This window comes from Aestuariirhabdus sp. LZHN29 (genome assembly GCF_049985285.1).
Taxonomy (GTDB): Bacteria; Pseudomonadota; Gammaproteobacteria; order Pseudomonadales; family Aestuariirhabdaceae; genus Aestuariirhabdus.
This window is the reverse complement of record NZ_JBNIEU010000003.1, coordinates 291,481-316,915: the sequence shown is the minus strand read 5'-3', so window position 1 is coordinate 316,915 and position 25,435 is coordinate 291,481. Positions and strand designations below refer to the sequence as shown.

The 25,435-nt window shown below is 54.5% G+C and carries 24 protein-coding genes; 7 read left to right on the top strand and 17 right to left on the bottom strand.

Translation table 11 applies throughout. From position 1 onward, the window contains the following. Positions 1-4: 4 nt before the first annotated feature. On the bottom strand, positions 5-412 hold the full coding sequence (locus tag ACP3PW_RS13835) for a hypothetical protein (RefSeq protein ID WP_426417318.1): 408 nt from the start codon (positions 410-412) through the stop codon (positions 5-7). Positions 413-547: 135 nt separating this feature from the next. On the opposite strand from ACP3PW_RS13835, the gene dapE reads away from it, so the two are divergent. The 5 genes from dapE (at position 548) to plsB (ending at position 5,783) form a co-directional block, all read left to right on the top strand. Beyond that, on the top strand, positions 548-1,693 hold the full coding sequence (gene dapE, locus ACP3PW_RS13830; RefSeq protein WP_426417317.1) for a succinyl-diaminopimelate desuccinylase: 1,146 nt from the start codon (positions 548-550) through the stop codon (positions 1,691-1,693). Next, complete coding sequence (locus ACP3PW_RS13825; protein ID WP_426417316.1) at positions 1,693-2,598, top strand: putative RNA methyltransferase; 906 nt, start codon at positions 1,693-1,695, stop codon at positions 2,596-2,598. Before dapE ends, ACP3PW_RS13825 begins: the two co-directional genes overlap by 1 nt. Continuing rightward, positions 2,591-2,857 (top strand): hypothetical protein, encoded by a 267-nt coding sequence (locus ACP3PW_RS13820; RefSeq protein ID WP_426417315.1) that lies wholly within the window; start codon positions 2,591-2,593, stop codon positions 2,855-2,857. The genes ACP3PW_RS13825 and ACP3PW_RS13820 overlap by 8 nt, the downstream gene beginning before the upstream one ends. Before the next feature lie 4 nt (positions 2,858-2,861). Next, on the top strand, positions 2,862-3,248 hold the full coding sequence (locus ACP3PW_RS13815; RefSeq protein WP_426417314.1) for a hypothetical protein: 387 nt from the start codon (positions 2,862-2,864) through the stop codon (positions 3,246-3,248). Positions 3,249-3,320: 72 nt separating this feature from the next. After that, positions 3,321-5,783, top strand: coding sequence for a glycerol-3-phosphate 1-O-acyltransferase PlsB (gene plsB, locus ACP3PW_RS13810; protein WP_426417313.1), 2,463 nt, complete (start codon positions 3,321-3,323; stop codon positions 5,781-5,783). Here plsB and ACP3PW_RS13805 read toward each other — a convergent pair. Beyond that, entirely contained in the window at positions 5,755-6,726 is a 972-nt protein-coding gene (locus ACP3PW_RS13805) for a class I SAM-dependent methyltransferase (protein WP_426417312.1), read from the bottom strand. The genes plsB and ACP3PW_RS13805 overlap by 29 nt on opposite strands. Between ACP3PW_RS13805 and ACP3PW_RS13800 the strand changes: the two genes are divergently transcribed. Beyond that, a complete protein-coding gene (locus tag ACP3PW_RS13800; RefSeq protein ID WP_426417311.1) occupies positions 6,725-7,441 on the top strand; it encodes a hypothetical protein in 717 nt (238 codons plus the stop codon). The two genes, ACP3PW_RS13805 and ACP3PW_RS13800, sit on opposite strands and share 2 nt — an antisense overlap. On the opposite strand, the gene ACP3PW_RS13795 is transcribed toward ACP3PW_RS13800, so the two are convergent. The 9 genes from ACP3PW_RS13795 to cysM all read right to left on the bottom strand — a co-directional run bounded on the left by ACP3PW_RS13795 (position 7,429) and on the right by cysM (position 18,526). Next, positions 7,429-8,229, bottom strand: coding sequence for an undecaprenyl-diphosphate phosphatase (locus tag ACP3PW_RS13795; RefSeq protein WP_426417310.1), 801 nt, complete (start codon positions 8,227-8,229; stop codon positions 7,429-7,431). The two genes, ACP3PW_RS13800 and ACP3PW_RS13795, sit on opposite strands and share 13 nt — an antisense overlap. 84 nt (positions 8,230-8,313) lie before the next feature. Further along, positions 8,314-8,988, bottom strand: a complete 675-nt coding sequence (tsaB, locus tag ACP3PW_RS13790; RefSeq protein WP_426417309.1) for a tRNA (adenosine(37)-N6)-threonylcarbamoyltransferase complex dimerization subunit type 1 TsaB — start codon at positions 8,986-8,988, stop codon at positions 8,314-8,316. Positions 8,989-9,118: 130 nt separating this feature from the next. Then, positions 9,119-10,183 carry a hypothetical protein gene (locus ACP3PW_RS13785; protein ID WP_426417308.1) on the bottom strand — a complete coding sequence of 355 codons (1,065 nt, stop codon included), beginning with the start codon at positions 10,181-10,183 and terminating at the stop codon, positions 9,119-9,121. A gap of 460 nt (positions 10,184-10,643) precedes the next feature. Further along, positions 10,644-11,288, bottom strand: a complete 645-nt coding sequence (gene adk / locus ACP3PW_RS13780) for an adenylate kinase (protein WP_426417307.1) — start codon at positions 11,286-11,288, stop codon at positions 10,644-10,646. A gap of 238 nt (positions 11,289-11,526) precedes the next feature. Then, positions 11,527-12,921 (bottom strand): HDOD domain-containing protein, encoded by a 1,395-nt coding sequence (locus ACP3PW_RS13775; RefSeq protein ID WP_426417306.1) that lies wholly within the window; start codon positions 12,919-12,921, stop codon positions 11,527-11,529. 98 nt (positions 12,922-13,019) lie between these two features. Then, positions 13,020-13,862: a nucleoside triphosphate pyrophosphohydrolase gene (gene mazG / locus ACP3PW_RS13770; RefSeq protein WP_426417305.1), complete on the bottom strand. Its 843-nt coding sequence runs from the start codon at positions 13,860-13,862 to the stop codon at positions 13,020-13,022. A gap of 2 nt (positions 13,863-13,864) precedes the next feature. Next, complete coding sequence (gene relA / locus ACP3PW_RS13765; RefSeq protein WP_426417304.1) at positions 13,865-16,099, bottom strand: GTP diphosphokinase; 2,235 nt, start codon at positions 16,097-16,099, stop codon at positions 13,865-13,867. Between the two features lie 70 nt (positions 16,100-16,169). Further along, a complete protein-coding gene (gene rlmD / locus ACP3PW_RS13760) occupies positions 16,170-17,519 on the bottom strand; it encodes a 23S rRNA (uracil(1939)-C(5))-methyltransferase RlmD (RefSeq protein WP_426417303.1) in 1,350 nt (449 codons plus the stop codon). 107 nt (positions 17,520-17,626) lie between these two features. Then, positions 17,627-18,526: a cysteine synthase CysM gene (gene cysM, locus ACP3PW_RS13755; protein ID WP_426417302.1), complete on the bottom strand. Its 900-nt coding sequence runs from the start codon at positions 18,524-18,526 to the stop codon at positions 17,627-17,629. A gap of 235 nt (positions 18,527-18,761) precedes the next feature. Between cysM and ACP3PW_RS13750 the strand changes: the two genes are divergently transcribed. Beyond that, positions 18,762-21,575 (top strand): ATP-binding protein, encoded by a 2,814-nt coding sequence (locus ACP3PW_RS13750; protein ID WP_426417301.1) that lies wholly within the window; start codon positions 18,762-18,764, stop codon positions 21,573-21,575. Here ACP3PW_RS13750 and acpS read toward each other — a convergent pair. The 6 genes from acpS to ACP3PW_RS13720 form a co-directional block, all read right to left on the bottom strand. Then, positions 21,536-21,919 (bottom strand): holo-ACP synthase, encoded by a 384-nt coding sequence (gene acpS, locus ACP3PW_RS13745; protein ID WP_426417300.1) that lies wholly within the window; start codon positions 21,917-21,919, stop codon positions 21,536-21,538. The genes ACP3PW_RS13750 and acpS overlap by 40 nt on opposite strands. Before the next feature lie 14 nt (positions 21,920-21,933). Continuing rightward, positions 21,934-22,689, bottom strand: a complete 756-nt coding sequence (gene pdxJ, locus ACP3PW_RS13740; protein WP_426417299.1) for a pyridoxine 5'-phosphate synthase — start codon at positions 22,687-22,689, stop codon at positions 21,934-21,936. Positions 22,690-22,753: 64 nt separating this feature from the next. Continuing rightward, on the bottom strand, positions 22,754-23,464 hold the full coding sequence (gene recO / locus ACP3PW_RS13735; protein ID WP_426417298.1) for a DNA repair protein RecO: 711 nt from the start codon (positions 23,462-23,464) through the stop codon (positions 22,754-22,756). Between the two features lie 14 nt (positions 23,465-23,478). Continuing rightward, positions 23,479-24,381, bottom strand: a complete 903-nt coding sequence (gene era, locus ACP3PW_RS13730) for a GTPase Era (protein ID WP_426417297.1) — start codon at positions 24,379-24,381, stop codon at positions 23,479-23,481. Beyond that, positions 24,374-25,057: a ribonuclease III gene (gene rnc, locus ACP3PW_RS13725; RefSeq protein WP_426417296.1), complete on the bottom strand. Its 684-nt coding sequence runs from the start codon at positions 25,055-25,057 to the stop codon at positions 24,374-24,376. The genes era and rnc overlap by 8 nt, the downstream gene beginning before the upstream one ends. Further along, positions 25,054-25,428, bottom strand: a complete 375-nt coding sequence (locus tag ACP3PW_RS13720; RefSeq protein ID WP_426417295.1) for a DUF4845 domain-containing protein — start codon at positions 25,426-25,428, stop codon at positions 25,054-25,056. The genes rnc and ACP3PW_RS13720 overlap by 4 nt, the downstream gene beginning before the upstream one ends. Between the last annotated feature and the right edge of the window lie 7 nt (positions 25,429-25,435).

The following is a 25,435-nucleotide window of genomic DNA, read 5'->3' as shown; positions in this document are numbered from 1 at the left end:
CGGATCAGGCGCTGGCCATACAATAGTGCTGGTCGTGGTAGATGCGCTCGATACGCGACAGGCTATTATCAATATTGACGTCGTACTGCTCCTCATCCTGCCAATAAAGAAACACCGCACCGATTCGAAAGCCGTCATCGCTGCGCACACAGCTCACAACCTGAGCGGCGACGTTATCCAGTGAGATATAGGGCCCACGAAAGGAGAGGTAGATCCGGTTGCCTTTTTTGTAAGGCGCATTGCACTGCAATGCCACACCGTAGCGATTAAAATCGACACCAGCAGCCGCGCGCCAGTCGGACGCGATGGCAAAAATCGAACGTTGTCGAACCCGGATACTGAGATCCGGTATCGGAAGGCGTTCCTTCATTCGTCGATTGGTGATCTCATCATCCTGATTCTTAGCACCCATAGTCCCTACCAGCAGCTGCCATTTTTCCCTATGAGCCAACCTTACCACAACAACAATGATCTGTGGCAATACCCTGTATAATGTGACCCACTTTGTTAGAATGCCTCTCCTCCCGCCACAACGCAGAATTCAAGCATGTCCGAGTTATCCCCCACCCTAGAGTTTGCCATGGATCTGATTCGCCGTCCCTCCGTTACCCCCGAGGATGCCGACTGCCAACAGATGATGATTTCGCGCCTGGAGCCTCTCGGCTTCCGGGTAGAGCGGATGCGCTTCGGCGAGGTGGAGAACATCTGGCTCCGCCGGGGAACCGAAGGCCCGCTGTTTGCGTTCGCCGGGCACACCGATGTTGTCCCTACCGGGTCGCTGGAGCACTGGCACACCAACCCGTTCCAGCCCGAAATTCACGACGGCATGCTATATGGACGCGGCGCAGCGGATATGAAAGGCAGTCTGGCGGCATTTACCACCGCCTGCGAACGCTTTGTGCAACTGCACCCCGATCACAACGGCTCCATCGCCCTGTTGATTACCGCAGACGAAGAGGGGCCAGCTATCAACGGCACACGCAAAGTCGTCGAAGCCCTGCAACAACGCGGCGAGCAGATTGACTGGTGCCTTGTCGGCGAACCCTCCAGTACAGCGACCCTGGGCGATGTCGTAAAAAACGGCCGCCGCGGATCCCTCGGTGCGGATCTTTGGATCAAGGGTATACAGGGACATGTTGCCTATCCGCAACTGGCCCGTAACCCGATTCACCAGAGCCTGCCGTTTCTCGATGAGCTGGCTGCAACCGAGTGGGACCCGGGCAATGAGTTCTTCCCCCCCACCAGCTTCCAGATATCAAACATCCAGAGCGGAACCGGTGCCACCAACGTGATTCCAGGTGAAGCCCACGTCATGTTCAATTTCCGCTTTTCTACCGAAACCTCTGCTACACAACTCAAACAGCGGGTGGAAGCCTTGCTAACCAAGCATGGACTGGAATACGAGATCGAATGGCGCCTGTTCGGCGAACCCTTTCTGACAGACCAGGGTCAGTTGGTCGACGCTACGGTAGCGGCCATTCTCGAGGAGACCGGCACCGACACCCAGCTGTCCACATCCGGAGGGACTTCCGATGGCCGTTTTATCGCGCCCACCGGTGCCCAGGTGATCGAACTGGGCCCCTGTAATGCCACCATCCACAAAGTGAACGAGTGCGTTAAGGCGAGCGACCTGGACCTGCTTAGCCAGGTTTACCAAACCATTCTTCGCCGGCTAATGACGGAGGCCAGATAATGCTCTCTACTGACGCCTCCGCAGCAGAGACCTCCGCCTGGCACTGCCCCCACTGCGAACAACCTCTGACCCTGGAAAGCAACAGCTGGCGCTGCGCCAATAACCACAGCTTTGACCGGGCCCGTCAGGGCTATGTCAACTTGCTACCCAGTAACCGTAAGCAGAGTAAGCAGCCCGGCGATAGTCCAGAAATGGTGTTAGCCCGAAGTCGATTTCTCGATACCGGACACTACCAGCCATTGCGGCAAGCGGTTTTATCAGTGCTTGGATCTCAAACCACACCAACCCGTGGCAACTGGCTTGATGCGGGCTGTGGCGAGGGTTGGTATACCGCCGCCTTGCAGCAAGAGTTCCCGGCTATGAAGGGATTCGCTTTCGACATCTCCAAGTCCGCTGTGAGTACCTGTTGTCGTCGCAGTAAAGCGGTGCACTGGGCTGTCGCCTCGGTTGCCAATATCCCACTGGGCAACCGCAGCATTGAATTTATACTCAGTATTTTCTCTCGCATTGACTGGCCACAATTCCAACGCATATTGGCCGATGAAGGCCTGCTACTGGCGGTGACGCCCGGCAGCCATCACCTACTGGAGTTACGTCAGGCGATCTATACCGAGGTCCGCCTGCACGAAGAGGAAAAGGTGCTCAAGCAGATGCCCGAAGCATTCGACTGCGTCCTGACACAGAGCTGTGAATTCCAATTTACCCTCGAGAACCAGCAACAGATCCAGGACCTGCTCGCGATGACACCTCACTACTGGCATATCAGGCCAGACCAGCGGGAGCGCCTGGGTTTGCTACAAACACTCACGACCCGAGCAGATTTCAGGCTGGAGTTATTCCGTAAAAAAACTCCTGCCCAAGCCTCCCTGAACCCCTGGAAAAAAAGCCATTCAAGCAATGAATAAACAGAAGCTACGGGCCTGGCTCATCCGGATTGCGCGCAACCCCCAACAGAGCTTCCAAATATTCGTTGCGGGAGTATTTCTGTTTTCTGTCGGCGTGGGGGCTATACTTTACGCCGAGCACCGACTTGCCCCATCCGTTTCCCGGGAACTGTTTGCAACACTGGGAATGATTATTGCCGGTTCTGGCGTTCTGGTTACTCTGAGCGGCTACCTGCGTTTATGCGCGGGACGTTTCCTGACACTCTTTTTTGGCGACTAAATCTATGCTGCAACCCGACATCGAAATCTATATCAAGGGCACCAGCCTCAACGCAATTCGACAATGGCTAGATGCCAGCTTCGACTCGATCGAAGAGGGCCAGCACAAAGGTAACAGCTATCAGTTTCAGGCATTTCACGACGGACAGGGCATTCCGGTCATGGTGGTGGAGAAGGCTGCTGGCAAACAGTTCACCAGTGTCTGGTTCGACTCCAGCGCCACCCCCTGGAACGATGACCTCAGCTGCGCACGGGCAGCCTATCAGCAGCTGGCCCGCCCCGTTCGCTGTAACGGCGGATTCTGGGAGGACGGCAGTGACGCGGTTGATAGCTGGATGGAGGTCTCGGATCAAGGAGAACAAACCGTTGAGTGGACCCAAGCTGAAGGCTAGGTCAACCTTTGCCAGTTGCAAAGGACGTATAATGCGCCCCGAATCCATTGCCCCCTGCCCCGACAGCCTCCCATGAACAAACTTTTCACCTCCAGTGCCCTCTTTAACCTACTAAGAACCGTGCAAAACCTTTGGGTTCGACCGACTCTGGATGGCCTCGATAATCTCAAAGACCTGGACCACCAGCGGCCGGTCTGTTACGTGCTCGCACAGCGCTCCCTGAGCGATCTGCTAGTGCTGGAGAAACAGTGCATCAAGGCCGGACTTCCCAGGCCCTATCGCCCAATGTCACCAGCCGATGTCGACGAGCCTCGTGCCTATTTTTACCTCTCCCAGGCCAAGGGATTAATTCTGCAACGGGACCGCATGCTGTCGGCGCACCGCCTTGAACGGTTGCTGCAATGGGTAGCCGACGATGAGGATCGTGATGTGCAGCTGGTGCCCGTCAGCTTCTTCTGGGGGCGGGCTCCCGACAAAGAGGAATCACTGCTTAAGCTGCTGTTTGCCTACAACTACAGCGTGGGTGGTCGCTTCAGGAAATTTGTCAGCACCCTGCTACTGGGTCGCCAAACCATGGTCCACTTCAACGACCCGCTTTCTCTGCGCGAACTGGTCGACGAAGGATTAGACCCGGCACGCACTATGCGCAAAGCGAACCGTGTACTCAGGGTTCACTTTCGTCAACAGCGTACCTCGGTGGTCGGCCCGGATCTCTCCCACCGCCGTACATTGGTCAGCGGCCTGGTAAAGACTCCTGCTGTGCAGCAAGCGATCGAGCAAGAGGTCAAAGAAAGTGGACTTAAGCCCCACCAGATCGAAGGGCGCGCCCGCATGTACGCCAACGAGATCGCTTCCGACTACACCATCTCCGCCATTCGATTTTTGCAAACGGTGTTAAGTTGGTTCTGGAACAAAATTTACCAGGGTATCGATATCCAGAACCTGGATCAGGTCAAAGACTACGCCCGCCGTCAGCACACCCTCATCTATGTCCCCTGCCACCGTAGCCATATGGACTACCTACTGGTGTCCTACCTGCTCTACAACAACGGCCTCACACCACCTCATATAGCGGCAGGCATTAACCTGAACATGCCTGTTATTGGTGGCCTGTTGCGCCGCTGCGGAGCATTCTTTATGCGCCGCAGCTTTCGTGACAATGCACTATACAGCGCTGTATTTAACGAGTACTTGCATACACTCTGCACCCGCGGTTTTCCGGTGGAATATTTCATTGAAGGCGGTCGTAGCCGGACGGGGCGAACCTTGAAACCGCGCACAGGCATGTTAGCCATTACCCTGCGTAGTTTCCTGCGGGATCATCGGCGACCTATCACCTTTATTCCTGTCTATGTGGGTTATGAGCGGGTACTGGAAGGCAACACCTACCTCGGAGAACTACGGGGTAAAACCAAGAAAAAGGAATCACCTCTCGATATTATCCGCACATTGCGTGGGCTGCGCAGCTCTTTCGGCAAGGTACGCGTGACTTTCGGCGCCCCTCTGGAGCTAAAACCCTTTCTCGATAGCCAGCAGGTCGATTGGCGCGATGCTGACCACGACCCGCGCTCAGCGCCACCACCCTGGTTTTCGCCGCTAACCAATAATCTGGCAACACGGCTTGCCAGCCATATCAACGGCGCCGCCGCGATTAACCCGGTTAACCTGATCGCTATGGTTCTGCTTTCCACCCGCAATCAAGCGCTGGGGGAAGAGGTGCTGCAAACTCAACTGGATAGCTACCTAAAGTTACTCGATCAGGTACCCTACGCACCCCATGTTACGCATCCGCAGATGCAAGCCCGGGAACTGATTCAATACGTTGAAAAGCTCGGCCTTATTGCGCGCCGTAGTGATTCACTGGGTGACATTATTTTCCTCGAAGGCAACAACGCCGTACTGATGACCTACTACCGCAATAATATATTGCACCTTTTCGCCATCCCGTCACTACTGGCCAACTATTTCATTAACGCCCACGAGGTGTCCCGGGAGGAGCTGATCGCCTTTAGCCGCCAGATCTATCCCTACCTCAGCTCTGAACTATTCCTCCACTATGATGAGGAGCAGGTGCCACAACTCATTCAACGCTGGCTAGAGGCGATGGTGGAACAGGGGCTTCTGATCGCAGAGGCCGATAGCTACCGGCGACCCGATAGCAGCTCGACGGCCTTTGTGGTTTTGAGCCTGCTAGGAAAAGCTATTGCCCAGACGCTGGAGCGCTTCTATATCGTCGCCAGCTTGTTGAGCAGCAGCCTCCATCATCCGGTGAGCGCTGAAAAACTGGAAAATCGATGTCGCGATCTGGCACAGCGCATTTCGATCATCAATGGCCTCAACGCCCCCGAATTCTTCGATAAGGCGTTGTTTCGAAACTTTATCAATACCCTGCAACAGCGCGGTGTGATCCTGCTCCAAGATGATGGAACCCTTTGCAGTAGCGAACAGCTGCTGGAGATGACTAGAAATGCGAGACGACTGCTAACCGCCGATGTGCGCCACAGTGTTACTCAGGTGACGCAAGGCAATCAGTAGTGGCGGGGAGCGCCGCTCGAACGTAAAGATCAAAACGCCCCGACTTACCTTCCAGGCTGTAGTCAGGCTTTCTATCGCCCAACCAGGGCGCGTGGCGCGGGCGCTTGACCACAACCCGGTAGCGAGCAACCTCCCAGGCAAGCGGCAGTAGCGCGTCGGCATCCAGGTCATCCCCTAACAGATCACGAAATACGCGCATCTCCTTTTTCACCTGGGCCGATTTCGTGCGGTGGGGGAACATGGGGTCCAGGTAAACCACATCCCAAAAACGTTGCTCCCTGCCCGCCCTGTGCAGAAAATCCAGCGCACTCTCCCGATGCAACCGCATGCGTTGGAGTATCTCAGCAGTTTCCGCCTGCCGCTTCCCCCGCTCCAAACCGTCCCACAACAGGGTGAAAACCACCGCCGAACGTTCCAACAACGTCACCTCACACCCCTGGGTCGCGAACACAAAACTATCTCGTCCGAGCCCGGCGGTCGCATCCAACACACTGGGGCGATAACTGCCTTTTAGCCCCAGGGCGCGAACAATGGATTGTCCCTTACCGCCGCCAAAGCGACGTCGATGGTCCACGGCACCGCCGGCGAAATCCACCCGCACGGGCCCTGGAGCGCCTTTTCCGCCCTGCTGTAAACTCCAACCATCAGCGCCCAACATCAACGCCGCAGAGGAGGAGGAGAGGTCTATGGGAGACTTCCCGGAAAAGGGCAGCGCGAGCTCATCGGCACGCGCCCGAGCCTGCGCTTCCAGCTCAGGATTCTGCGCTATAACAACTAGATACAACACTATGGGGTGCCTATCAACAATTGAGCTAAAGGAAAGCTCAATTTTATCCCATCCACGCCGATAAACCTCATTAAGATTAATCATTGGGTCCATGCTCGTGGAAATAGCCCCCGTAAACTCCCCGACAAATGCAGCTGCGCCTGAATCTCTGGCCATGGATGCTCGCGCCTCGCTGCGCTATCAGATACTGGCGCAAACCTTTGGCATACGTATCGACGCCTCCCCTGTTATTGACCAGTCCAGCCAAACCACTACCGATACCTTGAGCGCCGTGCAACAAGCAACGGAGGGTGTTCGCGCTCAAATCGAAACCCACACAACCGCTGTAGTGGCTAGCCAACGTCTGCAACTGCAAGCCAGCAGTCAGGAGGTTGAGGTAAACGATCCCCTGGCGATCGACCTTGGGGGCGACGGTTTTGCGACCACTTCGGTGAGCCAGGGCATCTGGTTTGATATCAATGGCGACGGAAGCAAAGAGCTGACCAGCTTTGTGACAGGAGATGACGCCTTTCTTGCCATGGATAGGAACCAAAATGGGATCATCGATGGGGGGCGGGAGCTGTTTGGTGACCAACATGGGGCCAGCAACGGTTTCGAGCAGGCGGCGAAACTCGATAGCAATGGCGACGGCTATCTCGACGCCATGGACGAGCAGTTCCATCGCCTATCCCTGTTGTCGCTGGGTGCGGATCACCAACTACAGCAGCAATCGCTGGACGAGGCAGGAATAGCCCGCATCAATCTCAGCTACCAAAATACCAACCAGGCGATCAACACTTACGACAGTATTCGCCAGCTGGGAACCGTAGAAACCGTGTCGGGATTAACCCTTGCCAGTGCCGACCTCATGCTGGGTGCTCAGCTGAAGTAGAGTGCAAACAGCACCGCCGCCAGCACGATTCGATAGATAACGAACGGCAACATACCAATTCGATTAATCACGGCAAGAAACCAGCGAATGCACAGCCAGGCGCTGACGCCAGACAACAGTACTCCAACGAACAAGACCGACCACTGCACAGGCTCGGCCTGCATGATCAGGTCGCGAGTTTTCAGCGAACCGGCGGCAATGATGATCGGTATCGACAACAGAAATGAAAATCGTGCCGCAACATCACGGGAAAAACCGAGCAGCATCGCCGCCGTGATGGTGATACCGGAACGAGACGTCCCGGGGATAATAGCCAGCGCCTGTGCTAACCCTATCAACAACGCCTGACGCCAACCGATCGCATCCATCGGTTTGCCGCGAATAAAGCGCTCCGCCACACCCAGCAGTAACCCGAACAGCAAGGTAGTCGTTGCGATCACCGCAATCGAACGCATCGCCTCATCGAAACCGCTGATACTCACTGCCAAACCAAAGAGAACCGCTGGCACTGTCGCCAGCACCAACATCAATCCAAGTCGTAACTCCTGATTAAATTGACGCGCAACAATTGCTTTTTGACAGCCACGAGTCAATCCCCATAGATCCTGGCGGAAATAGATGACAACGGCTGCAAGAGACCCAAGATGTACCGCCACATCGAAAGCAAGCCCTTGATCCGGCCAGGCAAAAATCTGTGAAGGTAGAATCAGATGAGCCGAGCTGGATATGGGAAGAAATTCACTGACCCCCTGGATAAACGCAAGTACGATAACCTGAAAAATGTCCATAATTACGCTCTAATATTGGTTAGTGCATTCGCGCTGCAAATTGCCGTACCGGGGTTACGGCATGAGAAAAAACAGCTGCTAACTTCATCGCTCATGACGCTTTTTTGCCACTTGATTACGCAGGTAAACGGGTAATGCCAAAGAGGCCTCTACCGCCTCTCCCCGACAAAAAGACGGTTGCGCAAGTCGTACAATATCCTCAGCATGAGGGTAAACATCGACCTCAACCCGATCCGGCAGCAGGGCGATGCGATCACTAAACCCCCACCCCGTGCCAACGCCTACCCAACCATCGCGACACGCTGGCAGCTGAACCAATTCGGGGGCACAGACCTGCTCGGTGACAACCTCAACAAGCGCATCGTCAACCACTTCGTATCCAGCCCAGTAGACCTCATCCATACGTGCATCAATAGCAGCGAGAATCTTTTGCGCCCGATGACGACGTACGGCTTGTTGTGCCAGCGCGGCCAATGTAGAAACGGGGACCACCGGTTTATCAGCAGCAAATGCGAGCCCCTGTACAATCGCTGTCGCGATACGAACCCCTGTAAACGCCCCAGGGCCACGGCCAAATGCGATAGCATCCACCTGAGACAGTGTGATCCCGGCACTGGCTAGCAAACGGTCAATCATTGGTAGAATCTGCTCACTGTGCTGACGTGGGATCAACGCCCATTCGGAGGAGATATCACCATTGAGGTCAAGGGCCACAGAGCAGGCTTCCGTGGCTGTATCAAACGCTAGCAAGGTGCTCATAAGGTGGCCGCAACATCAACAAAAGGGCCGCGATTATAGCAACACTCGCGGGCGACAACAAAAAAGGCCCCCTGAAAAGGGGGCCCTTAAACAAAACCAAGATTAACCCCAGAGGGCTAACGGCCTAAGCTTACTCCGATTTAGCGGGAGCCGCAGGCGCACTTGGTGTAGCTTTCTTGGTTACTGTTTTATTTACCGCAGCTTTCTTGGCAACCGCTTTCTTTGCCGGTGCCTTTTTTGCTACCGCTTTCTTTGCCGGAGCTTTCTTTGCAGCAGTTTTTTTGACTACTGCCTTTTTAGCAGCAGGCTTTTTGGCCGCTGGCTTTTTGGCCGCTGGCTTTTTGGCCGCCGCTTTCTTGGCAGCAGGCTTCTTACGAGCGGCTACCTTAGCCTTCGCTGCCAATTTTTTGGCTGCTATCTTAGCCTTCGCAGCAGCTTTCTTTTCTGCCGCCTTAGCCTTCGCTGCAGCTTTCTTTTCTGCCGCCTTAGCCTTCGCTGCAGCTTTCTTTTCTGCCGCTTTCGCTTTCGCCGCTACCTTTTTGGCTGCGACTTTTGCTTTTGCTGCAGCTTTCTTCTCCAGCGCCATCAACCGGCTAGCTTCCGCCTTTTCGATCGCTTTTAACTTGGCAGCAGCCTTCTTAGCAGCCTGCTTCAGTTTCGCTGCCTGCTTCTCTGCATGAGCTTTTATCTTGGCATCATGTAACTTGACTCGAGCCTGCTTCCACTTACTTTCAAACGCTTTGGTAGCTTTAGCCAGATCATTTTCTGCCTTGGCTTCCAGGCTACTCTTAAACGATTCTGCACGAGCTTTTAGAGCATCTTCTGCGGCTAACATAGAAGCCTTTACTGCGGCTGTTGCCAACGCTGTTTTTGCGGCGCGAACCTTGTCCTTTTCAGTCTGGAGCTTTACAACGAGACGCTTCGCGGCCGTTGCAGCAGAACCTGCGGCTCGCTTGTTAGCGGCTGTGGCCGTTTTACTGTATTTGGCCTTGGCCGATGTCGCCTTTTTTTGTGCTGCGTCGAGTTGTTTCTGAACCGCGACTACATTTTTTTCAACTTTTGCGAGAGCGTCTTGAGCCTTGGTTAAAAAGGCAGGCACTACCGGCTTGGCTGATACTTTGCGGGTTGTTTTTTTCGCTACCGTTTTTTTGGCAGCCGTTGTTTTTGCTACGGCGGGTTTTCTACCTCTGGCCATTTCGCGATCTCCTGGAACAACTGAAAAATTTGTGGAACGAACCAGCTAAAACATAGCACAAAAATTGTACGGTCAATAGGCAAAATGTTCTTTTCAATCGCAATGTGAAAAATATCCCTAACGAATCGTCTACTTTTTTATTTTTCTCGCCTTTTTTGTCAAAAAATACTAATAGGGGTCGCGCGTTTTATTTGCACGCCACTACACACAGAGACTCAGCAGTCAAAACTATCCGCTCATCAACGGATCATAATATCGGTCTGACGCTACCTACCAAATTCATCACCGAGTGCTTGTTAGCATAGCCTTCACAGGGCGCTTTGCAGTCACTTTTTTGCACCAATAAAGCCGTATACCCAAAAATCATATCTACCGTTCCATGGTCAATACTGAGCACAACAAAATAGGTGCAAAAAAAAAGCCGGGAATAACTCCCGGCTTTTTTAAACGCTAAAAATCTCTACGTTAGGGCAGAGAATAACGATTTCGTAATATCGTCGACAGAGCCTACGCCTTCAATGCGCACATAGCGGGGTGCATCGGCACTTTTAAGGCCCTGATAAAAATCGATCAGGGGAGCCGTTTGACTGTGATACACCTGCAAACGCTTGCGCACGGTCTCCTCTTTGTCATCTTCACGCTGGATCAGTGCTTCGCCGGTCAGGTCGTCCTTGCCCTCCTCTTTGGGTGGGTTGTAGACAACGTGATACACCCTGCCACTGGACTCGTGCATACGGCGGCCGCTCATACGTTTGATGATCTCGCTGTCCTCTACTGCGATCTCGACCACAAAGTCGATCGCGACGCCGGATTCCCTCAGCGCTTCGGCCTGGGGAATCGTGCGGGGAAAACCATCAAACAGGAATCCTTTTGCGCAATCGGGCTGTTGGATGCGCTCTTTGATCAAGTCAATGATAATGTCATCAGAGACCAGTCCACCCGATGCCATAACCTCTTTAACCTTCAGCCCCAATGGGCTCTCGGCTTTAACGGCAGCGCGCAGCATATCTCCGGTCGAAATTTGCGGCACCTCAAACTTTTCGGTAATAAATTGAGCCTGTGTACCCTTTCCGGCGCCCGGGGCACCCAACAGAATAACTCGCATGCAAAAACTCCTTCACCACTATCTTAAATAAAATTTGCCCCTTTGGCCCTTAATCAGGAGCCGTACACATGCGCCGATGGAGGGGCGTTTGGCGCCCCAAAAGGGGCCCACAAGCATACTCAGGTCCGTCCGGCAGCACAAGCCGCCTGGAGACGCGGATTATCCCAAGTTCGCGGTGAGGAATTAATACGACTTTGGCCTACGCGGCCACCTGCCACGGATAGGCAGTACAATCGGACTATCTTGCGACCATGGCAGAAGAAAGCTGCTCAATGGCCTCTCGGGTTTCGAACAAAAGCTCGAACTCCGCCTGGGCAGATTCCAGTGACAACCCCAGTAGGTCGCAGACCTTGGGGTCTAACTGATCCAAAGTCGCGTACTCAACTTGATTACGAGTCAGCAGATAGTTCACCAACTGCATCAATGCTACATAAGGTTGCTGCTTATAATGAAATCCCTCCTGCGTATGGTACATAGCACAGCCCACTACTTCGCCGGGCATGTCCCATTCGTCGAGTAACCAGCCGCCAATGCGCCCGTACCCCAATCCCAGTATATCCCGGGCCTGACCGAACCCCATTACCCGTTTTTCGAGTTCAAATACGGGCCGCTCGGGTTCGCGCTCAACCAATCGGCAAAGTAGGCTGTACTCGGGGGGAAACAGGTGCGCCATCAGTACCAGACCAAACTGATGCAGCATTCCACCCAGGTACACGGTCGCCGGAACAATTCCCAGCGCGGGATCTGCTTTTAGCGCCAAACGTCTTGCGAGTTCGGCACTATAAAGAGAATGGCGCCAATAACGAGCAAGGGACAAGGGTCCATCGGTGGGCATCTGCAATGACTGGCACGCAGCAAGTCCCAGTGCGATATTGCTGACCAGGTCAAATCCCAGCACCCGCGTAATCGCCTCCTGCACCGTATCGACCTTGCCACGATAACCGAACAATGCTGAACGAGCGTGTCGCATCACCTGAAGAACCAGACTGGGATCGGTCTCGACCAGGGCTGCCAGCTCGGATACCCCACTATCGGGATCGTTTACCAGGCGCAATATTCGCGTCACGCTCGCCGGCATCGGTGGTAGTCGCTGTAAGGATTTTAGCTTGCGGCTTACGGCCGCTTCCAATCCTGCCGATGACGGACATTCGACATCAGTACATCCGGCTTCGCTGATTCGTGCGACCAGGGCACCCGGATTAAGAAAGCGAAATTCATCCAGATCGGAAGAGATCAGAGTTTGCGGGCAGCCACCACGAAAGTGGATGGTTTTCTTCTCAAACAGGGCGGAGTCGATCAACACTTTAAGGCCGTAAGGAGCACCGATGGCGGGTACCGCATCGGGGGAGCAGTCATCGAACAACGCAGCAATAGCGCGTTTATCAAGGCGTTTGGCATCCGCCCCCAACAATGCTGTAATTTCGTTCCGACAAATACGATGAGTCAACGGATAGACAACCAAAACACGACCATTACGATGCTCGAACACCCGGGCAACAGCCACCGAAGACGGCTCGATTCCCCGGTTAGTCACCGCGGCACACATGGAGAGAATCGGAGAGGAGAGACGGTGCACCTTAAAACGAGCACCATTGGCCTGAAGATATCGTTTTACCTTTGTGGCGATCGGCATACTGCTACCTCAGGGCTACGTTAAACATCATTCACCACTATACTCCGTCCAAGTTGGGACGATAGTAACCGTTTCACAATCTAACGTTTAAAAACTGATCAATCAACCGCTTTCTCAGCCTCTTTCACCCTCTGCCATAGAGTTTCCATCTCCTCAAGACTCGCGGCCTGTAAGGAGCCACCCTTGCTAACAAGATGCCTTTCTACTCCCTCAAACCGACGTTGAAACTTATCGTTGGCTTGCGACATTAAGGTTTCAGCATCACTGCCTAGATGCCTGGCCAGGTTTACGCAGGCAAACATCAGGTCTCCCAGCTCTTCGAGCGCCGCCGCGTTGCTTTCGTGGGCAAGAGCGTGATCCAGCTCATCCACCTCTTCGCGGATTTTTCCCAGTACAGGTTGAGGGCAGTCCCAATCGAACCCCGCCAGCGAAGCTCTCTTTTGTATCTTCTGTCCGCGTTTGAGCGCCGGTAGGCTGAGGGGAATATCGTCGAGCCATCGACCTGCCTCCCTCGCGTCATCAGCACCCGCTTTGGCCGCGCGCTCCTGGCGTTTGATACGTTCCCAGGTCGCTTTAATCTCCTTGTCGGAAATAACCTGTTCGAGACCTCGGCGGGAGTTCAGGGTGCCGTCTGGAAATACGTGGGGATGGCGACGAATCAGCTTGGCGACAAGATTGTCGAGGATGTCTGCCATCTCAAAAAGTTGCTGCTCCTTACCCAGCTGAGCGTAAAAAATCACCTGAAACAGAAGGTCACCCAACTCATCCATCAAATGGGGGTAATCGTCACGGCGAATAGCATCGGCGACTTCGTAGGCTTCCTCTAAAGTAAAGGGAACAATGGTTGCGAACGTCTGCTGGAGGTCCCAGGGGCAACCTGTTTGCGGGTCACGCAGGCGCTCCATCAACAGCAAAAGATCCTCCAAACGGTAGCTGGACACCTCTAACTCCGTCGGCTACGTGATGCTTCAATCACGTTGGGTAGTTGATTAATTCGAGCCAACACCATCGACAGCGAATCCAGCCCATCGATCTCGATAGTCAGGGTCATCCGCGCCATGTTATCCCTCGTATCTGACGCCGTATTGAGCGCAATGACATTTACTTTCTCGTTCGCCAGCACCACCGTAATATCGCGAATCAGACCCGGACGATCATAAGCTAGCAACTCAATATTAACCGCGTAGGTATTTTCAGGCTGCGCCCCCCAGTCGACTTCAATAAGACGGTTGGACTCCCTCTCCTGCAACAACAGCGCTTGCTGGCAATCCTGCCGGTGAATAGTCACCCCTCTACCCAGGGTGATATAACCGATGATCGGATCTCCCGGTAACGGATGACAACACCCGGCCATTTGGGTCAACAGGTTGCCCACGCCACGAATACGAATATCCCCATCGGATACCTTTGCCTTGGGCGCGCGTAGTTGCAGCTCAAACTGTTTCTCATCATCGTAACCCACCTGTCGCTGGGCGGCGTGAATCACATGGGCCAGGCGCAAGTCCCCCGCACCGACTGCCGCGAACATATCTGCCTCGGTCTTATAGTTCAACTCAGGAGCCAGTGTATCGAAATCAACACCCACCAGCGCCAGGCGCTTGAGTTCGTGTTCTATCTGGTGGCGGCCAGCCGTCTCATTCTGATCCCGGTCCTGCTCCTTAAACCAGTGCATAATCTTGGAGCGCGCTCGGGCCGTGGTGACATAGCCAAGGTTTGGGTTTAGCCAATCCCGGCTGGGGGTTCCCCCCTTAGCGGTTAGCACCTCCACCTGATCGCCGGTTTTCAGGGTATAGGTAAGCGGAACAATACGCCCTCCCACCTTGGCTCCCCTGCAGGTATGCCCTACTTCGGTATGCACACGGTAGGCAAAATCGATCGGGGTCGACCCTACCGACAGGTCAACCACATGGCCATTTTTGGTAAATACATAGATTCGGTCCGATTCTATGTCGCTACGCAACTGCCCGGCCAAACTGTCGAGATCGCCGATATCCTCGTGCCACTCCATGACCTGCCGTAGCCAGGCAATCTTCTCTTCGTAGCTACCCGTTGTGGTCTTGGTGTCCGTACCCTTGTAGCGCCAATGAGCACATACACCCAGCTCTGCCTCTTCGTGCATCTCATGGGTGCGGATCTGCACCTCAAGGGTTTTTCCCCCTGCACCGACCACGGCTGTGTGCAAGGATCGATAACCGTTCTCCTTGGGAGTCGCTATATAGTCATCGAATTCCCGAGGGATATGGCTCCACAACGAGTGAACGATACCCAGCGCCCCGTAACAATCCCGCAGCTGTGGAACCAGCACCCGCACGGCTCGAATATCGTAGACGTCACGAAAATCGATCCCCTTACGACGCATTTTTCTCCAGATGCTGTAGATGTGTTTGGCCCGACCGCTGATCTCCGCATCGATCCCCACCTCAGCCAAGGACTCTTTCAGCTGTCGCATGACGTCGTCGATATATTGCTGGCGATCAAGGCGGCGCTCATCCAGCAGTTTGGCAATTTTTTTGTAGTCCTGGGGTTTCAGGTAACGAAAGGACAGGTCCTCAAGCTCCCACTTGATGTGACCAATCCCGAGGCGATGGGCTAGCGGGGCATAGATCTCGAATACCTCTCGCGCAAGCCTTAAGCGTTTGTCCTTATCGAGATTCTTTACCGCTCGAATGGCACAGGTTCGCTCGGCGAGTTTAATCAGCGCCACGCGAACATCATCGATGATCGAGACCAGCATCTTGCGCACGTTTTCCAGCTGTCCCTGCTCTTGCCCCAGCACGGAGCCTCGCCCGGGGGTCTGGATAGCACTAATCGCCGCCATACCCAGTACACCGCGAATCAGTTTTTCCACCGTTGTACCGAAGCGCTGCTCAACCTGATCCAGGGTCAGTTTCTCCTCCCGAACTGCGCGATACAATATCGCCGCAATCAGTGACTCCTGATCCAGGTTTAACTCTGCCAATATCTCCGCCATCTCCAATCCGATGCGGTAAGGGTCACTATCCTGCCAGTGATCGTGACGGTCGCCCCCCTGCATTGCGGCATCGCAGGACATTTGGCACGCCGCGGTGATCAGCTCAATATCACGTATATTTTTATCGCGGCCAATACGCGCCAACCAGGCGTCGATATTGACGGAACCATCTTCATGGATAGGATGATCTTCTCTAACTTTAACCATAATGCGTCTTCATTATACGTCCGTGTTTGCAAGTTCCCGCAATGGGGTCGATGAAATGCGAAGCTAACGGTTAGTGTCCGGATCGCACAAAAAGTGCCATTGATTCGATATGTCCGGTTTGGGGAAACATGTCCATTGTGCACAGGCGCTCAAGGCTGTATCCGCGATCCCTGAGCTGAGCTGCATCTCGCGCCAAAGTGGCCGGGTCGCAGGAAACATAGAGTATGCTTCCCGGGCCAAGCTGGCAAATTTCTGCCACCACCTCTGTCGCACCGGCACGGGGTGGATCAAGAATAACCTTATCTACCCCGGGCTCACAGATAGCCTGCAACTGACCGGGCTGGGTCAGGTCCAGGGCGTGGAAAGAGATATCGTCTACCCCCGCAGTCCGTGCATTTTCCAGTGCACGCTGCACCATTGCAGCACTGCCCTCCACGCCAATAACGTTAGCACCACCCTTGGCGGCAGGAAGGGAAAAATTGCCCAAGCCACAGAACAGATCCAGTACGAGCTCGCCTGGCTGGGGAGCCAGCCATGCCATCGCCTGGGTAACCATCGCCTCGTTTACCACAGGATTGACCTGAGTGAAGTCCAGCGGTTGATAAGCCAATGATAGCGAATAACGGGGTAGCGAATAGCGCAACTGGCTATCCTCCCCTCGCTGCCAAAAGCAGTGCACAGAAGCACTGTCACCGGGTTGCAGATAGAGTTGCTGCAGGTGGTTTTCTGCAAACCGTTGCAGACGGTGCAGGTCTTCTCCTGACAGCTCCTGCAGGTGCCGGAACAATACTGCGGGCCCGTCCTCACCCTGCAAAAGTTCGAGATGAGACACTCGGTCTCTTGCATCCATCTCCAATAACAGCTGTTGCAGGGGCTGAATCAAAGACTCCAGCTCGGGAGCCAATACCGGGCATTGGTTCAGGTGAATCACTTGCCGGCTACGAGCTTCACGAAAACCAACCAATAACTGTTTCTGTTTGCGGTGAAAATAGACCGCCAGGCGAGCACGGGTGCGGTAACCAAAAGCAGGTGAGGTGAGCGGAGGTTCGACACGCTGGGGTTTCAAGCGGGCGATTCGTTCCAGCTGATCCAGTACCGCCTGCTGCTTATGCCCAGGTTGTGCCAACTCATCGAGATACTGCAACGAACAACCACCGCAGCGCTCAGAATGCTCGCAGCGGGGTATTCGACGCTCACTGGAAGCTTCATCAATCCGAGCCGCGTACCCCTCGAGATATCGACCATGGGTGCGATCAACCCGGACCATCACTCGCTCCCCGGGAAGGGCGTTATCAATAAAAAGGGGTTTGCCCTCGTGCCGAGCGATACCTCGAAGGTCATGGGTCATGCCCTCAACCGTCACTGCTATCGGCTTTTGCGGCCGCTGCCGGGCTCGCCCCGGTTGCTGGAAAAACTTCACAATCACCCCATCGGTGGTCGCGACCCTAGGATCGCTGGCTAAAACGACCGATTTTACGTGATATCTACCGGTTTAGGGAGCCTGTGAGTAACTCCCTTGGCAAAGAATCAAGATGCTGCGCCCGAAAACACCCCGGTCGATAGATACCGGTCCCCTCGATCGCAGATGATCGCTACGATGGTGGCGTTCTCAACCTCCTTTGATAGCTGCAGGGCAGCAGCTACCGACCCTCCTGAGGAAACCCCACAGAAGATCCCCTCCTGCTGGGCCAGGGCACGCATCGTACGCTCCGCATCGTCCTGCCCCATGTCGATCACGCGATCGACCCGTTCCGAGTTAAAAATAGCGGGCAGGTAGGCTTTGGGCCAACGCCGAATACCCGGGATAGAAGCACCTTCCCGAGGTTGCAAACCAACAATTTCGACCGCCGGATTTTGTTCCTTGAGATACTTAGACACCCCCATGATCGTGCCAGTGGTTCCCATTGAGCTAACAAAATGGGTGATCTCGCCTCCAGTCTGGTGCCAAATCTCCGGCCCTGTAGCCCGATAGTGGGCGCCGGGATTATCGAAGTTGCCAAACTGATCCAATACCCGACCCTCTCCTCGCTGCTGCATCGCCAACGCGAGGTCCCGGGCACCCTCCATCCCCTGCTCTTTGGTGACCGACAGCAGCTCGGCACCATAGGCCGTCATCGCCGAGCGGCGCTCGGCGCTCATGTTGTCGGGCATGATCAGCACCATACGGTACCCTTTAATGGCTGCGGCCATCGCCAGGGCGATGCCGGTATTGCCGCTGGTGGCCTCAATCAGGGTATCTCCCGGCCGAATATCTCCCCGCGCCTCGGCCTGCTGGATCATGCCCAGAGCTGGGCGATCCTTGACGGACCCAGCCGGGTTGTTACCTTCCAGCTTAACTAATACCCTGTTGCTGGTATTCCCGGGTAAGCGCTGCAAGCGCACCAGCGGCGTGTCTCCAATTAACTGCTCAATAGTTGGATACTCCATCTTACTACTCTCCTGCCAGTTATCTGTTCGACATTTTCGGGAATGGACCGGATCGACCGAACGAAGTCACCAATTGACAGTTTCGCTCAAAACGGAGCTCATGATACTGTGATTTCTGGAAGCACCATAAATACTCAAAACCTATATATTTATAAGAATATCAATTGGATCTATTTTATTCTCTAAATAGAATTCTGAACCAACCAGCTTTCTCGTACGAAGGGTAAAAAAACCGATGTTCCTGGCCGGCAAAAATAGTGGCATCAAACAGCGCGTATTAGCGATGGCATTGCTGCCCACGCTTTCGATTACCCTTATGTTGGGCGTTTTTTTTACCCTGACCCGCCTTAAGGACCTGGACAACCTTCTGTTTGAACGCAGCCAGACGATTTCGGAACAGTTCACCGCCACAGTCGGCTTCGGTTACCGTGATGACGAAACCACCCAGCTGCAAGAGATCGCCAACTCCGCGCTGGAAAAAAGTGACGTTCGTGCCGTTAGCCTATATGACGCTGCCGGGAACCGGATTATCCACTCAGGTCCCGGCATGCTAGCGGTCAACACCCAAGCCAGCCCGCTTGGCAGTCAGCAGCAAATCCTGTACGGAGAGAGTTCGCTTCGCATCATCACGCCCATTTACCCGCCTACTGCATCAAACAGCATTAACGGCACCGCTCTATTGGCGCCGGCAGGGTGGCACGAAATTGAGTTCTCAACCGCCAACACAGAGATCAAACAGTACCAGACGCTGCTTGGCAGTGGCGTATTGATCATCGTCGGGGTGCTGCTTAACATTTTCCTGGCCCTGCGCATTGGTGGGCATATTACCCGTCCGCTACAAAAGATCTCCAACGCCGTCACCCATATTCGAAACGGCAACCTCGACACTCGAATCAATACGGACACCGGTGGCGAGTTGCGCACTCTGGAATCAGGGATCAATGCCATGGTCTCCTCCCTGCAACAAGCCCACGAGGAGATGCAACAAAACATCGAGCAATCAACACGGGACCTGCAGGAAACCCTCGAAACCATCGAGATCCAAAACATTGAGCTCGACATGGCTCGCAAGGAGGCACTAGAGGCCAGCCGCATAAAATCGGAGTTTCTTGCGAATATGAGCCACGAAATCCGAACGCCTCTCAACGGCATTATCGGCTTCACCAACCTACTGTTGCGCTCCAGCCTGAACGACCGTCAACGGGAGTACCTGCAGACCATTCAAAGCTCATCGGAAGGGCTACTGGCGATCATCAACGATGTTCTCGATTTCTCCAAGATTGAAGCCGGTAAACTGGAGCTGGAGAGCATCCCCATGAATCTTGGGGACACCGTCGATGAGGTTCTCAATATCCTTGCCCCATCGGCCCACGAAAAGCAGTTAGAGCTGGTCCCCCTGATATACTCCGACACCCCTACCCATCTCGTCGGGGATCCCCTGCGCATCAAACAGATCCTCACGAATCTGGTCAGCAATGCGATCAAGTTCACCAATCAGGGCTCTATAACGGTACGTGCCATGCTTGAGGAGCAGCGCGAACAAACCGCCGTTATAAAGATCAGCGTTACCGACACCGGTATTGGTCTTTCTCGCGATCAGCAAAAGGAGTTATTCAAGGCTTTTACCCAGGCCGATACGTCCACCACACGCCGCATAGGCGGCACGGGGTTGGGGCTGGTGATATCCAAACGCCTGGCGCAGCAGATGGGTGGAGATATTGGACTGGAGAGCGAGCAAGGCGAGGGCTCCACATTTTGGTTTACTATCAACGTACCCTTATCCAGTGAGCGTATCGACAAGACGCCCAGCCTGCGCTATCCACAGCAGAGCGCTTTGCTGCTCGAAACCCAGGAACTAGCCCGCCAGGCCAGTGGTCACCTGCTGAACGCGATGCACCTGCAACTCACGACGGTGGAATCCGAGCAACAGCTCAACGCCCTGCAAACCGATACGGGAATGCCTCCCTACGACCTGGTCGTACTCAGCCACAACGAGCAGCACCTGCCAACCAGCAGCCTGCGGCAACTGTTAGCGCTACCCTGGGCGCCCCAGAGTGCATTTCTTATACTGGTCGACACCAACAAGGAGTATGAGGTCAACCGCATCCTGAACACCACCTCCCGCGCATTAACCATGGTTAAACCCATGGTAAAGTCCCGCCTGCACAAAGCGGTAGAGTGGATTCTCGGAACCGTTGAGGAGCCGGCACAGGCCACTACCAGCGAAACTCGGCGCGCAGAACTGGTCACCCGTGCGCCCCATATTCTTGCGGTGGATGACAATGCCGCCAACCTTAAGCTGGTCAGCGTGCTACTTGAGGGCATGGGGGTCGAGGTAACCGCCGTTGATAGCGGGCAACAGGCGATCGTTAAAGTACGCCAATACCGCTTCGACCTTATTTTTATGGATGTGCAGATGCCTGAAATGGATGGTTTGGATACCACACGACGTATTCGCGATATCGAGCTAGCGGAGCATCGCACCCCTGTCGTTGCTTTGACCGCCCACGCCCTGGCTGCAGAAAAAAAGGCTCTACTGCTGGCCGGAATGGACGACTATATGAGCAAACCCATTAGCGAACCGCAACTACAGCAGATGATACGGAAGTGGACCGGAATCAAACTGCAGCTGCCCAATATGGCGGAATCATCGCGGGGCTCACAACCGGAGCAGCCCCCATCACGGTTAATCGACCTGCAAGAGGGCATTCGGCTGGCAGCAGGCAAAGAGGATCTAGCCGAAGAGATGTTGCAGATGCTACTGGATAACTTGCCCCAGGACCGACAACAGATTGAGCAGCAGTATAGCCAGGGACAATTGCCGGAACTGCTGGAGACGGTACACAAGCTGCACGGCGCGACCCGCTACTGCGGCGTGCCTCTCTTACGCCAGGCCTGCCACGAAATGGAGTCGGGACTGAAGCTCAACAGCCACACAGACAGCATCGAGTTACTACGCCCCCCCTGCGAGGAGTTACTGCGGCAAATCGACGCCTTAATCCAATGGCATCAGCAACGAGTGGACAACACCACAAAGGCTACTACATAGTCCTTCTCATCTGACAGGGTCACCAGATAGTCGGTTGCCCCGCGCCCGGCAGCGATCTCTTTAGCCCGCTCGCATAGCCGCAGCAGCGGAGCGCCAAGAGCATCGTGTTCAACGTATATATGTTGAAATGAGACCCCGTCACCAATACCGGTTCCCAAGGCCTTGGACGCGGCCTCTTTAACCGCAAAACGCTTGGCAAGAAAGGTGGCTGGCTTATTGGCTTTGTTAAACTCCTCCAGTTCTGCAGGCGTGAGCACACGCTCAGCGAACCCTGTACCAAACTTTTGCAGCGAACGTTCGATTCGATCAATGCGTACTATATCGGTGCCAATGCCAACGACCATAACCTTGACCTCCGTTAACGATTCGAAAGCGAGAACCGCTGGGCTTCGAGCATAACCCGCTTCATCTCAACGACAGCCGGACCCAGTCCGGTAAACAGCGCCCGAGCAATAATACTGTGACCAATATTCAATTCATTCAGGCCCGAGATGACGGCGACCGCTTCAACATTATCGTAATTGAGGCCGTGGCCGGCGTTCACGATCAGTCCTTGTTCGAGTGCAAAGCGGGCTCCTTCAATCACTCGCTTTAATTCGACATCCATATCCGCTGCCCTGGCGTCTGCGTAGGCTCCAGTATGAATTTCAATCGCGGGAGCCCCGCAACGTACTGCAGCGGCTATTTGTTCTGGATCCGCGTCAATAAACAATGATACCTGGATTCCCTGCTCGCCCAGTGAATCGCAGGCAGCCCGTATACGCTCCTCCTGGGAGATGACGTCCAATCCACCCTCGGTAGTGAGCTCTTCACGTTTCTCAGGAACAAGGCATACATGGGCAGGAGAGACTTTCCGGGCGATGGCCAGCATTTCGTCCGTTACGGCCATTTCAAGATTCATGCGCGTTTGCAAAATCTCTCCCAACATCTGAAGATCCCGATCCTGTATATGGCGGCGGTCTTCCCGCAGGTGCACTGTGATACCGTCAGCACCGGCCTGCTCGGCCTCGATTGCCGCCTGCACCGGATCGGGATAACCTGTCCCACGCACCTGACGCAGGGTTGCTACGTGGTCGATATTCACACCCAATAGCAGACGATTCTTGGACAGCATGTGGAACTCCTTTATGTAGATAGACCCATCGTTCAAATAAAAGTCGGGGTCGGGCACTGTGTGGTTAACCAAATAGATCCCGACTGCGCAACGGTCGGTCACCCAGCAGCGGCGCCAGGGCAAGACGCATAAGTCGCTTGGCCGCCCTTAACTGGTCGGGGGTGTCGAGCTGCCCCTGAGCCAGCGCCAGAAGCATTTCACCACTGTAGCACTGAAGCACCGACCCAGAGCCCGGTAAAACCGGATAAAATCCAGCCTGAGCATCATATTGATACCACCGATCGGCCTCAAGCGGATCGCCCGTGGCCGCCTCAACGTCCAGTGGTAACCCATAGCCTAACAGTTCGAGCAGCTGCAACTCAAAGCTCCTTAATGTCGGCTCAAGCGCAGCGTTTCCAGCGAGCGACTGTAAAAACAGCTCGTAAAGGTGAAACAGCTCCGGGTGGGGATCATGAGGTTGCAGCAGGCGCAGCAATAACTCGTTGGCGTACAGTGCACTGAACAGGTAATGCCCCTGCAGTATAAAGCGAACCTCGGCGGCCTCGACATCGGTACCCGTCTTTAACTCATGTCGCCCTTGCCAGTTCACCAGCAAGCGCCCGAAGGGTTGTAACACCCCCTTATGGCGCGCCTTACCTCCTCGTACGCCTTTAAAAAGCACACTAACCCTGCCCTGCTCCTGGGTCAGCAGCTCCGCAATCAGGCTGGTTTCACGATAGGGACGACTATGAATCAGGTAGGCATTGGCGAGGCTAATCTGGTGCGCGGCGACCATCTGTAAACCGCCGATCAGGTGTCGTTATAACCCAGGCTACGTAATGCTCGCTCATCGTCAGACCAGCCGCCTTTTACTTTAACCCAGAGGTTTAACATCACTTTTGCATCGAACAGCTGTTCCATATCCAATCGCGCTTCACGGCCGATGACTTTCAGGCGCGAGCCCTTATCGCCGATAACGATCGCTTTCTGCCCAGCTTTTTCCACCAGGATCAGCGCACTAATATGCAAAACCGCTTCATGCTGGCGAAACTCCTCTATCTCCACCGTCATCTGGTAGGGCAACTCATCACCCAGCTGGCGCATGATTTTCTCGCGCACCAGCTCAGCGGCAAGAAAACGCGAGCTGCGGTCGGTGAGCTGATCCTCATCGTAAAAATGGTCACCCGGTGGAAGCAGGCGGCTAACCGCATTTTCCAGCAGATCTACATTGCGGCCCGACTGAGCAGAGATCGGTATAATCTCGGCAAAGGTATGCTGCTCCGATAACTCCTGCAGATGCGGCATCAACTCCTGCTTATTTTCGATTCGGTCCACTTTATTGACGGCCAATATGACCGGGCAACGACTGTGACGAATGCGCTCCAACACCATCTGGTCTTCGTCGGTCCAGCGCATACGATCGACCAAAAATACCACCAGATCGACATCCTTGATGGCGGTACTCGCGGCGCGATTCATATAGCGGTTAATCGCTTTTTGCTCGCCCTTGTGCATCCCGGGGGTGTCGACATAGATCGCCTGTACACCATTTTCGGTTTTTATGCCCTGAATCTGGTGTCTCGTGGTTTGCGGACGGCGAGAGGTTATACTGAGTTTCTGCCCAAGCACTCGGTTTAGCAGCGTCGACTTGCCTACGTTGGGTCTTCCCACCAACGCAATAAAGCCACAACGCAGTTCGCTACTTTCACTCATGGTCAGCCCCCAGTTCTTTCAATACCAGGCGGGCCGCTTGCTGTTCCGCTCCCCGTCGACTGTTACCCGTGCCTTCGCATTTTTTGCTAAGCAGTTCTACTTCGCACTGGACCCTGAAGGTTTGCGCGTGAGCTTCCCCCTCAACATTAAGCACTTCATAAAGAGGCAGCGCTGCTTGCCGTGCCTGCAGCAACTCCTGCAGACGGGTTTTGGGGTCCTTCTGGGTATCCTCGAGCGATAGCGCATCCAACCGTGAACGGTACCAAGCGAGAATTCGCTCACGACAACAATCCATTCCCCGGTCCAGATAGATTGCGCCGATTAGCGCCTCAACGGTATCCGCCAGAATTGATTCCCGGCGATAGCCGCCACTTTTGAGTTCGCCGGAACCCAAGCGCAGATAATCACCTAACTCAAACTCCCGCGCCAACTCGGCCAGAGTCTGCCCCTTAACCAGGCGCGCGCGTAGCCGGCTCAACTGCCCCTCTTTCGCCTGGGGGAACTTGCTGAACAGCGCTTCGGCAATAGTGAAGTTGACGATCGAGTCACCCAAAAACTCCAGGCGTTCATTATTGCTGGATGCGTAGCTGCGATGGGTCAGTGCAAGCAGTGCAAGCTGCTCATCGACAAAGCTGTAACCCAGCTTACGCGATAGCTTATCTAATCGGGTTTTCACTGATTCGCTACTTGCCAGTTGTGTTTGAAACTCATCACCACATCGACATTACCGATGATATTTACCCTTTTCTCATACACTATATCGACCTTCATATACCCGTCGGCTTCGTACACCTCAATCGTGTCGTTATCGAAGTCGCGAATCGAGTTGGTCTGCATACCTTTACTGATGAAACTTTCTATTTCGCGTACGCTCGCTTCCTCGATGTTCTGGCGGTTCGATATATTTTCAAGGAGCTGGCCGATCGCCGCATCGTCCATATAATAAGGCACCATCTTGAACACCAGCAGCAGCACCATGCCACCAATGGCCAGTGTCGCCATCCAGCCCGAACTGCTCATACCCCGCTGTGTTTTGGAAAATTTCATCATCCCT

What these genes read in the sequence shown, in the direction of transcription:
- dapE (WP_426417317.1), top strand. Translation starts at nt 548, where the DNA reads ATGTCCGAGTTATCCCCCACCCTAGAGTTTGCCATGGATCTGATTCGC.
- ACP3PW_RS13795 (WP_426417310.1), bottom strand. Translation starts at nt 8,229, where the DNA reads ATGGACATTTTTCAGGTTATCGTACTTGCGTTTATCCAGGGGGTCAGT.
- ACP3PW_RS13825 (WP_426417316.1), top strand. Translation starts at nt 1,693, where the DNA reads ATGCTCTCTACTGACGCCTCCGCAGCAGAGACCTCCGCCTGGCACTGC.
- ACP3PW_RS13805 (WP_426417312.1), bottom strand. Translation starts at nt 6,726, where the DNA reads ATGGCCAGAGATTCAGGCGCAGCTGCATTTGTCGGGGAGTTTACGGGG.
- ACP3PW_RS13820 (WP_426417315.1), top strand. Translation starts at nt 2,591, where the DNA reads ATGAATAAACAGAAGCTACGGGCCTGGCTCATCCGGATTGCGCGCAAC.
- pdxJ (WP_426417299.1), bottom strand. Translation starts at nt 22,689, where the DNA reads ATGCTGTCCAAGAATCGTCTGCTATTGGGTGTGAATATCGACCACGTA.
- ACP3PW_RS13800 (WP_426417311.1), top strand. Translation starts at nt 6,725, where the DNA reads ATGGATGCTCGCGCCTCGCTGCGCTATCAGATACTGGCGCAAACCTTT.
- ACP3PW_RS13835 (WP_426417318.1), bottom strand. Translation starts at nt 412, where the DNA reads ATGGGTGCTAAGAATCAGGATGATGAGATCACCAATCGACGAATGAAG.
- relA (WP_426417304.1), bottom strand. Translation starts at nt 16,099, where the DNA reads ATGGTTAAAGTTAGAGAAGATCATCCTATCCATGAAGATGGTTCCGTC.
- ACP3PW_RS13750 (WP_426417301.1), top strand. Translation starts at nt 18,762, where the DNA reads ATGTTCCTGGCCGGCAAAAATAGTGGCATCAAACAGCGCGTATTAGCG.
- era (WP_426417297.1), bottom strand. Translation starts at nt 24,381, where the DNA reads ATGAGTGAAAGTAGCGAACTGCGTTGTGGCTTTATTGCGTTGGTGGGA.
- ACP3PW_RS13785 (WP_426417308.1), bottom strand. Translation starts at nt 10,183, where the DNA reads ATGGCCAGAGGTAGAAAACCCGCCGTAGCAAAAACAACGGCTGCCAAA.
- plsB (WP_426417313.1), top strand. Translation starts at nt 3,321, where the DNA reads ATGAACAAACTTTTCACCTCCAGTGCCCTCTTTAACCTACTAAGAACC.
- recO (WP_426417298.1), bottom strand. Translation starts at nt 23,464, where the DNA reads ATGGTCGCCGCGCACCAGATTAGCCTCGCCAATGCCTACCTGATTCAT.
- acpS (WP_426417300.1), bottom strand. Translation starts at nt 21,919, where the DNA reads ATGGTCGTTGGCATTGGCACCGATATAGTACGCATTGATCGAATCGAA.
- ACP3PW_RS13815 (WP_426417314.1), top strand. Translation starts at nt 2,862, where the DNA reads ATGCTGCAACCCGACATCGAAATCTATATCAAGGGCACCAGCCTCAAC.
- ACP3PW_RS13775 (WP_426417306.1), bottom strand. Translation starts at nt 12,921, where the DNA reads ATGCCGATCGCCACAAAGGTAAAACGATATCTTCAGGCCAATGGTGCT.
- cysM (WP_426417302.1), bottom strand. Translation starts at nt 18,526, where the DNA reads ATGGAGTATCCAACTATTGAGCAGTTAATTGGAGACACGCCGCTGGTG.
- adk (WP_426417307.1), bottom strand. Translation starts at nt 11,288, where the DNA reads ATGCGAGTTATTCTGTTGGGTGCCCCGGGCGCCGGAAAGGGTACACAG.
- tsaB (WP_426417309.1), bottom strand. Translation starts at nt 8,988, where the DNA reads ATGAGCACCTTGCTAGCGTTTGATACAGCCACGGAAGCCTGCTCTGTG.
- ACP3PW_RS13720 (WP_426417295.1), bottom strand. Translation starts at nt 25,428, where the DNA reads ATGAAATTTTCCAAAACACAGCGGGGTATGAGCAGTTCGGGCTGGATG.